10 protein-coding genes, 1 tRNA gene and 1 pseudogene are annotated in these 8542 nt (G+C 72.3%); 7 read left to right on the top strand and 5 right to left on the bottom strand.

Going from position 1 to position 8542, the window contains the following annotated elements; translation table 11 throughout:
* From DQW85_RS05435 to DQW85_RS05420, 4 genes are all read left to right on the top strand, one after another.
* Positions 1 to 605: hypothetical protein (locus DQW85_RS05435; RefSeq protein WP_162794750.1), on the top strand; the 605-nt coding region annotated here is incomplete at its 5' end.
* A gap of 39 nt (positions 606 to 644) precedes the next feature.
* The gene (locus DQW85_RS05430; RefSeq protein ID WP_162794749.1) at positions 645 to 1961 is read left to right on the top strand and encodes a sensor histidine kinase; all 1317 of its coding nucleotides are present in this window, start codon (positions 645 to 647) and stop codon (positions 1959 to 1961) included.
* Positions 1958 to 2689 carry a response regulator gene (locus tag DQW85_RS05425; RefSeq protein ID WP_113699317.1) on the top strand — a complete coding sequence of 244 codons (732 nt, stop codon included), beginning with the start codon at positions 1958 to 1960 and terminating at the stop codon, positions 2687 to 2689. Before DQW85_RS05430 ends, DQW85_RS05425 begins: the two co-directional genes overlap by 4 nt.
* Before the next feature lie 124 nt (positions 2690 to 2813).
* Complete coding sequence (locus DQW85_RS05420; protein ID WP_113699316.1) at positions 2814 to 3812, top strand: DUF1996 domain-containing protein; 999 nt, start codon at positions 2814 to 2816, stop codon at positions 3810 to 3812.
* Between the two features lie 48 nt (positions 3813 to 3860).
* On the opposite strand, the gene DQW85_RS05415 is transcribed toward DQW85_RS05420, so the two are convergent.
* The 4 genes from DQW85_RS05415 to DQW85_RS05400 all read right to left on the bottom strand — a co-directional run bounded on the left by DQW85_RS05415 (position 3861) and on the right by DQW85_RS05400 (position 6554).
* Complete coding sequence (locus DQW85_RS05415; RefSeq protein WP_113699315.1) at positions 3861 to 4712, bottom strand: DUF72 domain-containing protein; 852 nt, start codon at positions 4710 to 4712, stop codon at positions 3861 to 3863.
* A 93-nt stretch (positions 4713 to 4805) separates the two neighbouring features.
* Positions 4806 to 4879, bottom strand: a tRNA-Lys gene (locus tag DQW85_RS05410).
* A gap of 77 nt (positions 4880 to 4956) precedes the next feature.
* Positions 4957 to 5895, bottom strand: coding sequence for a nucleoside hydrolase (locus tag DQW85_RS05405; protein WP_205314894.1), 939 nt, complete (start codon positions 5893 to 5895; stop codon positions 4957 to 4959).
* A gap of 266 nt (positions 5896 to 6161) precedes the next feature.
* The gene (locus DQW85_RS05400) at positions 6162 to 6554 is read right to left on the bottom strand and encodes an OsmC family protein (protein WP_113699319.1); all 393 of its coding nucleotides are present in this window, start codon (positions 6552 to 6554) and stop codon (positions 6162 to 6164) included.
* Between DQW85_RS05400 and DQW85_RS47885 the strand changes: the two are divergent.
* A pseudogene (locus DQW85_RS47885) lies at positions 6478 to 7005 on the top strand (FAD:protein FMN transferase); the annotation flags it as partial. The gene DQW85_RS05400 and the pseudogene DQW85_RS47885 overlap by 77 nt on opposite strands.
* A complete protein-coding gene (locus DQW85_RS46540; protein WP_275888175.1) occupies positions 6936 to 7514 on the top strand; it encodes an FAD:protein FMN transferase in 579 nt (192 codons plus the stop codon). The pseudogene DQW85_RS47885 and the gene DQW85_RS46540, both read left to right, overlap by 70 nt.
* A 38-nt stretch (positions 7515 to 7552) precedes the next feature.
* Here DQW85_RS46540 and DQW85_RS05385 read toward each other — a convergent pair whose 3' ends face one another.
* Complete coding sequence (locus DQW85_RS05385) at positions 7553 to 7828, bottom strand: hypothetical protein (protein WP_113699312.1); 276 nt, start codon at positions 7826 to 7828, stop codon at positions 7553 to 7555.
* Between the two features lie 131 nt (positions 7829 to 7959).
* Between DQW85_RS05385 and DQW85_RS05380 the strand changes: the two genes are divergently transcribed.
* Positions 7960 to 8340, top strand: a complete 381-nt coding sequence (locus DQW85_RS05380) for a phage holin family protein (RefSeq protein ID WP_113699311.1) — start codon at positions 7960 to 7962, stop codon at positions 8338 to 8340.
* The last annotated feature ends 202 nt before the right edge of the window (positions 8341 to 8542 follow it).

Below are 8542 nucleotides of genomic sequence, written 5' to 3'. Positions count from 1 at the left end.
CCACGGCCGGCCCGCCCCTGACCGAGCACGCCACCGAGCGCCCCGCCGAGCCCCCCACCGAACGCCGCACCGCACGCCGCACCGAGCCCGGTACGACCACGGCGGGCTGCGCGCGCGCGACCGCGAAGAGCGGGGTGGAGATCCTCTCCGCGCGGCCGTCCTGCCGGATCTACCGGAGCATGCTCGGAACGGGCTGGCAGGTCCGCGGCACCGGCACGAACGTCACACCCGGACAGCAGCCCCCCGGAACGGACGAGGCCACCATCAGGATCCAGAAGCGGGTGGCCAGGCGGGAGGACCTGGCCGCGGCCACGATCCTCGCCGACACCCCCGTCCCCGTCGGCGCGCGCACCACGCTGCGCCTGCGTGTCTTCGGCGGCCGGGAGTTCGGCACGATCCTGCGCGTCTCGGCGTCCGGCGCGGCCGGCCGGGCCGGCTCCAAGAGCGTCGTGCTGCAGGCGCCACCGCTGCGCTGGAAGAGCTTCGTGCTCCCGGTCGGCTCGTTGACGTCCGGCCGGCTGCGCCGGGTGGACCTCGTCATCGCGACCGACCAGATGCCCCAGGCGTACGAGTTCTTCGTCGACGACGTCGAGCTCGAGGGCTGATCAGTGGGCGATCCCCGGACCCTGGCGCAGGGGGCCGCCGTGACGGACGCAGCCCACCCCGTCAACCCGCTCGTGGCGTCGGCCGCGATCTGCCGCGCCGTGATGCTCGGCAGGGCGGCGGTCGTGCTGACGGCCGCCGGCGCGGGACTCCTGGTGGTGCAGGAGCGCTGGCGGGTGCCCGCCGTGCTGGCGGTGACGGTCTGCGCCACGGCCGCCGAGGTCGCCGCGCTGACGCGCCGGCCCTCCGTGGTGCGCCGGGCCGTGGCGGTGATGGCGGTCGACTCGCTCGTGGCGGTGGCGGTCCTGCTGCTCAGCGGGCGCGGCATCGCCTTCTTCTGCTTCACGGCGGGCTCGGCCGCGCTGGGCGGCGCCCTGCTGGGCATGCGCGCCTGGCCGATCTGGACGGTGCAGACGGCGCTCGGCTTCGCGGTGGCGGCCTGGACCGTGCGGTCGGGGCTGCCGCCGTCGCCGGACCTGGCGGCGTTCATCATGGCGTTCCCGATGATGACGCTGCTGGCCGGGCTGGGCGGCGCGGTCGCCACGTCCGCGCTGGTGCGGTACGTGGACCTCGTGGTCGAGGTGATCGCCTCGGCGCAGCGCTCGGCCGCCGCCGACGAGCGGGCCAGGCTGGCGAGGGAGCTGCACGACTCGGTCACGAAGACGCTGCGCGGGGTGTCGTTCGCGGCGCTGGCCCTCCCCTCGTCGCTGCGCCGGCAGCCGGCGCTCGCCGAGCAGCTGGCCGACACCGTCTCCCGCGGCGCGGAGGCCGCCGCCAAGGAGGCCCGCCAGCTGCTGGAAGGGCTGCGCGGCGACGTCCCCAACCAGGAGTTCGAGGAGACCGTCCGCCGGGTGTGCGAGGACTGGTCGCTGGAGACGCGCATCACCGTCGACCTGCGCGCCGACTGCCCGGACCCGGGGGTGGCCGTCCGCTACGAGATGGTCCGCGTCCTGCAGGAGGCCCTCTCCAACGTCCAGCGCCACTCCAGCGCCGGGCAGGTGAGGGTACGGCTGCGCGGCACGGGCGGATGGCTGGAGCTGGTCGTGGCGGACGACGGGTTCGGCTTCCGGGTGCCCCGGGACCTGACCACCCTGCAGGCCGCGGGCCATTTCGGGCTCGTCGGCATGGCGGAGCGGGCGACGGCCGTCTCGGGCACGCTGCGGGTCGTCTCCGACGCCGGGGGGACCGTCGTCACCCTGCGCGTCCCGATCACCGGGGAGGCGGGCGTGGGCGGCGCGCGGGCGCGGCACCAGAGAGCCACGCCCGACCGCCGCACGATGGACGTGCCCCGGGAACTCACCCGGCGCGAGGACCGCGAGGACAGGGACACCCCGCCGTACCAGCGGATGGAACGATGACAACCAACGTGATCGACGTGCTGATCGTGGACGACAACCCGATCGTCCGCGCGGCCATGGCCGCCTATCTCGACGCCGAGGACCGCATCAGGGTGATCGGCGAAGCGGGCAACGGCCAGGCCGCCCTGGCCTTCGCGCGGCGGCGGCAGCCGGCGGTGACGCTGCTCGACCATCGCATGCCCATCGCGGACGGCCTGTCCGTGATCGCCGAGCTGGCCCACCTCAGCAGCGTCCTGGTGCTGACCAGCGACTCCAGCGAGGAGCTCATCGCCGAGATGCTCCGCCGCGGGGCACGCGGCTACCTGGTGCACGGGCACTTCGACCCGCCGGAGCTGGTGCGCGCCGTCCTGGCGGTGGCCGACCAGGGCGGCTGGCTCTCGCCGGTCGCCGCGTCCGTCGCCACCTCCCTGGTGCGGGGCCAGCTCGAAAGGGAACGGGAGGCGCGCGAGCGGGCGGCGGGCCGCCGAGCCGCGCAGGCCCGCTTCGGCCTCACCGGGCGCGAGCGTGACGTGCTGAACCTCCTGGCCCTCGGCCTGTCCAACGCCTCCATCGCCGTACGGCTCGGCGTGACGGAGAAGACGGTCAAGAACCACCTCAACAGCGTGTACGGCAAGCTGAAGGTCCGCAGCAGGACCGAAGCGCTGCTCGTCTGGACCGGCACGACGCCCGGAAACCAGGGACGCCTGGAAACCACGGACGCCTGGGGACCGGAGACGCCTGGAAACTAGGCCGGGTCGTCCGGCCGTCCCGGGACTTTCTGCTCAGGCGCCCGGCACGCCCGCCCGCTAGCGTGCCGTCGGCCCGTCCGGATCCACCAGATCGACGGGCCGGAACCGATGCGAAAGGAACCCCATGCCTAACCACGCGCCCAGCCGCGTGCTCGCCTCTCTCCTGGTCGCCGCCGGCGCGGTGATCGCGGTGAAGCCTCTTCTTCTGCCGCCGTCGGCCACCGCCTCCGCCGCGGCCCCCCAGGACCACGGCGCGACGGGCTCGCCGCACGGCCCGCACACGCCGACGCCCCAGGCCACCCCGCCGGTGAAGCAGACCCCCTCCGCCACCCCCAAGGCGTCGGACCCCGCCAAGTCCGACCCGCCGCCCCGCGCGCAGTACCGGGAGTTCGCGGCGAACTGCACCGTGACCCACCGGCTGTCGGACGACCCGATCGTGTACCCGGGCCGGGCCGGCGCGGCGCACAACCACACGTTCTTCGGCAACAGGGAGACGAACGCCCGCTCCACCAACCAGTCGCTGCTCGGTGGACCGACGAGCTGCCAGGACAAGAAGGACGGCACCGGCTACTGGATCCCCACGCTGCTCCAGGACGGCAAGCCGGTCGATCCGCAGATGGTGACGACCTACTACAAGTCCGGTGTGAACGACTACCGGACCGTCAAGCCGTTCCCTCCGGGCTTCCGGCTGATCGTGGGTGACATGCACACGCCGTCCGCCGCCCAGTTCCAGGGCTACTGGAGCTGCGGCAGCCGCACCTCGGCGGACATCCCCGCGTCGTGCCCGCCGGGTTCGGCGCTGATCGTCCGGCTGAAGGCGCCGAGCTGCTGGGACGGGGTCAACCTCGACTCCGCCAACCACAAGAGCCACATGGCCTTCCCCGTCCGCGGCGTGTGCCCGCCGAGCCACCCCGTGCCGCTGCCCATGCTGGAGATGAAGGTCCCCTACAAGCTGCCCGGCGGAGTCACCCGCGGGCTGCGGTACTCCTCGGGGGCCGGCTACTCCTTCCACTACGACTTCATGAACGGCTGGGACCAGGCCCGGCAGGCCGCACTGGTGAAGCACTGCGTCAACGGCGGCCGCCAGTGCAACGGCGTGGGCTACGACCAGCACAAGCCCTGACCCAGGTGCCACCGGCCGCTGACGCCCTCCGCCCGGGCCGACCGCCGCTCAGAACAGCGTCGGCGGCTCGGCCGGCACCGGCTCAGGCAGGGGCTCCAGCTCGGGCAGCCGGGTCCGTACGTCGTCGTGGAACCGGCGCGCGAGCGTCAGCGCGTCGGCGTTGTCGGGCGTGTGGATGAACACGGTCGGCGAGCGGCCTTCCCGCAGCCACCCGATGACCGTCTCGATCCAGGGCAGCCAGCCCTCGACCGTGCTCTCCACGGAGTCGCGGCCGAGGTAGCGGACGATCGGACGGGCGGTGAGAGCGAGCGAGCGGCGCGGCACGCGCGGCTTCTTCGTCCACGCGTCCCGTTCGGCGTCGCTGGTCGGAGGGCTCTGGAAGAGGACGGTGGTGTCGAACGGGATCCACTCGGCGTCGACGCCCGCCAGCACCCTCGCGAGCAGCCGCTCCGCCCGCGCGTCCACGAAGAACGCCCGGTGGCGCACCTCGACGGCGTATCTGCGGGAGCGGGGAAGCCGGTGGAGGAACGCGGCCAGCCCCCCGAGGTCGCCCGGACCGAACGATCCAGGCAACTGCACCCAGAGGGCATGGACCCGCGGCCCGAGCGGCTCGATCGCCTCCAGGAACGCACGGAGCTCCTCATCGGCGCCGCTGAGACGGCGCTCGTGGGTGATCTCCTTCGGCAGCTTGACCACGAAACGGAAGCCGGGATCGGTCTGCCGCGCCCACGACTCGACCGCGCTCCTCGCCGGCGTCGCGTAGAACGTCGTGTTGCCCTCGACCGCGTTGCACCAGCTCGCGTAGGACCGCAGCCGCTCCTCGGGAGGGAGCGGATGGGGCAGGAACCGGCCCCGCCAGGGCGTGTGATTCCACATCGCGCATCCCACGTGAAGCCGCATGCCCCCGACGCTACCCCCAGGCGCCCGGACCGGCGGCCGCGCCGACGAAGGAGCCCCAGCTCGCATAGCGTGAGCTGGGGCTCCGTGTCATTGTGCGCCGCCAGGGACTCGAACCCCGGACCCGCTGATTAAGAGTCAGCTGCTCTGACCAACTGAGCTAGCGGCGCCCGCAACACACGTAACTGTAGCAGCCGCCGCAGACCACCCGCACACTCGCCGGAGGCCGCAGGCCCGGCTGCACCGGTCAACCGAGCCGCCGGGCCAGCCGCCCGTACGCCTCCAGGACCACGTCCCAGAACCGCCCCGCCTCCAGTGAGGTCGCCACCAGCGCGTTGGCCGGCCGGTCGTGCAGCTTGAAGTCCGTCACGGTCATCCCCGAGGTGTACAGGCCGGCGGTCTCCACGCGCACCACCGCGGGCACGCAGGTGAACAGCGAGGGGTCCAGCGCGTACGCCACGGCGCAGGCGTCGTGGATGGCCGGGCCGCCCTCCGCCGTCACCATGCCGTACGCCGACGCCGCCGGCACCAGCAGCACGTCGGCGAGGCGGCCGAGCGGGCGCATCCGGTCCAGGACCTCGGTGGTCACCAGGGCCTTGAGCGTCACGTCCAGGCCGAGCATCTTCACCGTCCATCCGGCGTCGAAGACGATCGAGGCCGCCTCGGGGTCGGCGAGCATGTTGAACTCCGCGGCCGGGTTGTGGTTCCCGCGGGTGTAGGAGCCACCCATGATCACGAAGTCGCGGGCCCACTCGACGATGCGCGGCTCGCGGCGTACGGCGAGGGCGATGTTGGTGAGCGGCCCGGTGGCGACCAGCGTGATCTCGCCGGGCGAGGCGCGCAGGGTGTTCACGATGAAGTCCACGGCGTGGCCCTCGCAGGCCGGGCGGGTGGGCGGTGGCAGGACGGCGTCGCCGAGGCCGGTGGATCCGTGCACGTGGGCCGCGCGGACCGTCTTCCGGAGCAGCGCTCCGGCGGCGCCCGGGGTGACGGGCACGTCGCCGAGGTCCAGGAACTCCCTGAGGGCCAGGGCGTTGGCGGTCGTCCGCGCGAGGTCCACGTTCCCGCCGACCGTGGTGACGCCCACGACCTCCAGGTACGGTGAACCGGCCGCCAGGGCGAGGGCGAGCGCGTCGTCGATGCCTGGATCGCAGTCGATGAGGAGTTTTGTCATGAGTTCTGCCACGGCACCGAACCCTACGCAGGCCCGACCCTACGCATGAGTCGGGGCCGGGCAGTTCCCCCAAAGCTGCCCGGCCCCGATCGAAGGCGGTCCAGGCCGGCGATTCCCCCAAAACGCCGGCGGTCCCGCACTGCGGACCACGGTCCCCCTCCGCGTCCGCCTCGGTAAAAGCTCATCAGACCAGGAGCAGGACTCCTGACCTGCCTCGACATTACCGAGACGAATGCAACGGACGCGTCATAACGGGGTCGAATATCTGCCTAATCGGGCTACGAAAGCTCCAAACGGACCTCCGTGCCCTCGCTGAGCGAGCGGCTCACCGTGCAGTACTTCTCGTGCACCCGCTCCGCCACCGCCCGGAAGACCTCGTCGGCCTCATTGCTGGGCAGCTCGACATCGTAGGTGACGGTCACCGGCCCGAGCCGGTTCGGCTCGGCCTTGTCCGCCGACACCGTCATCGCCAGGCGGAGCAGGCGGTGCCCCCGCTTGGCGGTGAGCGGCTCGACGGTCACGATGTTGCACCCGCCCACCGCCGCCAGCAGCAGCTCGATCGGCGTGAACACGCCCTCCTCGTCGCCGCCGCCCATGCGCACCTCGGCCCCGCGGCCGTTGGTCGCCCGGAACCCGCCGTCATCAGTCCGCTCAACACGCACGTTAGCCATGATTCTGACCATACTCACCCTTTCCGGCGGCTTGACCTTCCACCGCCGTCGTACGGCGGAGGCCGAGGCGGACCAGGGTTCCGGCAGAGGTTTAGCGGGACATTACGCCCGATGTGGAACGGTTGGCGGCGGAGAAGGAGGCAAGGTGACGACTTTCCCCGGAAGCGCCCGCGCCGAGACGATCAGCGGCATGCCGGTGAGCGTGGACATCCGCACGGCCCTGCCACGCCGGGAGCTGGGCCCCCTGCTCGACGACGCCTTCGCCTGGCTGCGCTGGGTGGACCGCACGTTCAGCCCCGTACGCGAGACCAGCCAGATCGGCCGGCTCAACCGCGGCCAGACGATCGAGCAGATCCCCGAGCTCATCGAGGTGCTGCACCGCTGCGACCAGCTGAGCAGGCAGACCGGCGGCTGGTTCGAGGCGCGCGTCAACGGCGTCATCGACCCCTCGGGTTCGAGGCGCGCGTCAACGGCGTCATCGACCCCTCGGGCTACATCAAGGGCTGGGCGCTCGAACGGCTGTCACGCGCGCTGTCCACCGCCGGCGCCGGGGACCACCGCATCGACGCGGGCCGCGACATCAGGGTGCGCGGGTCGGCGGCGCCGGGCAAGCCCTGGCGGGTCGGCATCCACGACCCGCGTACGGGGCTGGTACGAAAAATCGTCGAAGCCCACGACCTCGGCATCGCCACCTCGGGCGGCGCGCCGGTCATGAACCCGCTCACGGGGAGGCGGCAGACCGGAGTCGGCTCGGTCACCGTGATCGGCCCCGACCTGGGCGTGGCCGACGCCTACGCCACCGCGATGTACGCCATGGGACCGGTGCTGGCCAGGCGCTTCGCCGCCGAGCAGGCGGCGGCGGGGCCGTACCAGACCTTGATCGTCGACCAGGACGGCAGGGAGGTCGGCACGCCGGGGTTCGCCGCGTACGTCGGGGCGGAGGACCGGCTGGCCGGATAGCCGGACGTCCGTGGCCTGACCCGAGGACCGCACAGGCGCTAGGCGTCGGGGTGTCGGGTCAGGTAGTCGATGTAGACCGGGCGCAGCGCGTCGCCCAGGTCGCCTTCGCCCGCCGCGAGGGCGTCGCTGAGCAGCGCGGACACCCGGCTGAGGTCGGCCACGGTCTCGGTGTCGTGGCCGGACGCGGCCTCCGCCGCAGGAATGATCTTCAGCAGGTTCCACAGGAACCCCACATCCCCGTGGCGCACGGCGTAGCGGACCGCACGTTCGTGCAGTTCGCTGGCCGACAGTGACTCCAGTCCCTCGGCGCTCATCTCGACTCCTCCCCTGGCCCCTCTTGCCCAGGTTGGACGGCTGATAACGCCGTGCTCACCGGCGTGCCGCGCGGAACCGCGCACCGATCGCCCTATCCGACTCGCGGGCGGAAATGGGAGGATCTTCCAGCGTGAGATTCATCATCAGAACCCTCGCGGCCGCGGCCGCGCTGTGGGTCGCCGTCCAGTTCATCGACGGCATCAAGATCACCACAGCGGCGAACTCCCCCGCCTACTACGGCACGATCCTTGCCGTCGCATTCATCTTCGGCCTGGTCAACGCCATCGTGAAGCCGATCGTCAAGCTGCTCGGCTGCGCGATCATCGTCCTCACCCTCGGACTGTTCCTGCTCGTGATCAACGCGGCCATGCTCCTGCTGACGAGCTGGATCGCGGGCGAGCTGGGCATCCCCTTCCACGTCGACAACTTCTACCCGGCCGCCTTCTGGGGCTCGGTCATCATCAGCCTCGTCAGCTGGCTGCTCGGCCTGCTCATCCCCGACAACGACTGACCCGTCCCACCCGACCCGTCCCACCCGACGCGTCCCAGGCACCCATGCCAGACCCGTCCCAGCCACCCAGGCCAGACCCGTCCCAGCCCGACCCGTCCAGGCCGCCCCAGCAACTGACCCGCCGCGGCCGGGAGCGGCTGCGGGCGGCCCTGCCCGCGCGACTCCGCCCGCGAAGCCCGCCCGTTGCGCGCGCCCCGTCAGG

This window comes from Nonomuraea lactucae, from assembly GCF_003313395.1.
GTDB lineage: Bacteria > Actinomycetota > Actinomycetes > Streptosporangiales > Streptosporangiaceae > Nonomuraea > Nonomuraea lactucae.
Note: the sequence above shows the minus strand (reverse complement) of the source record. Positions and strands in the feature narration are given on the sequence as shown.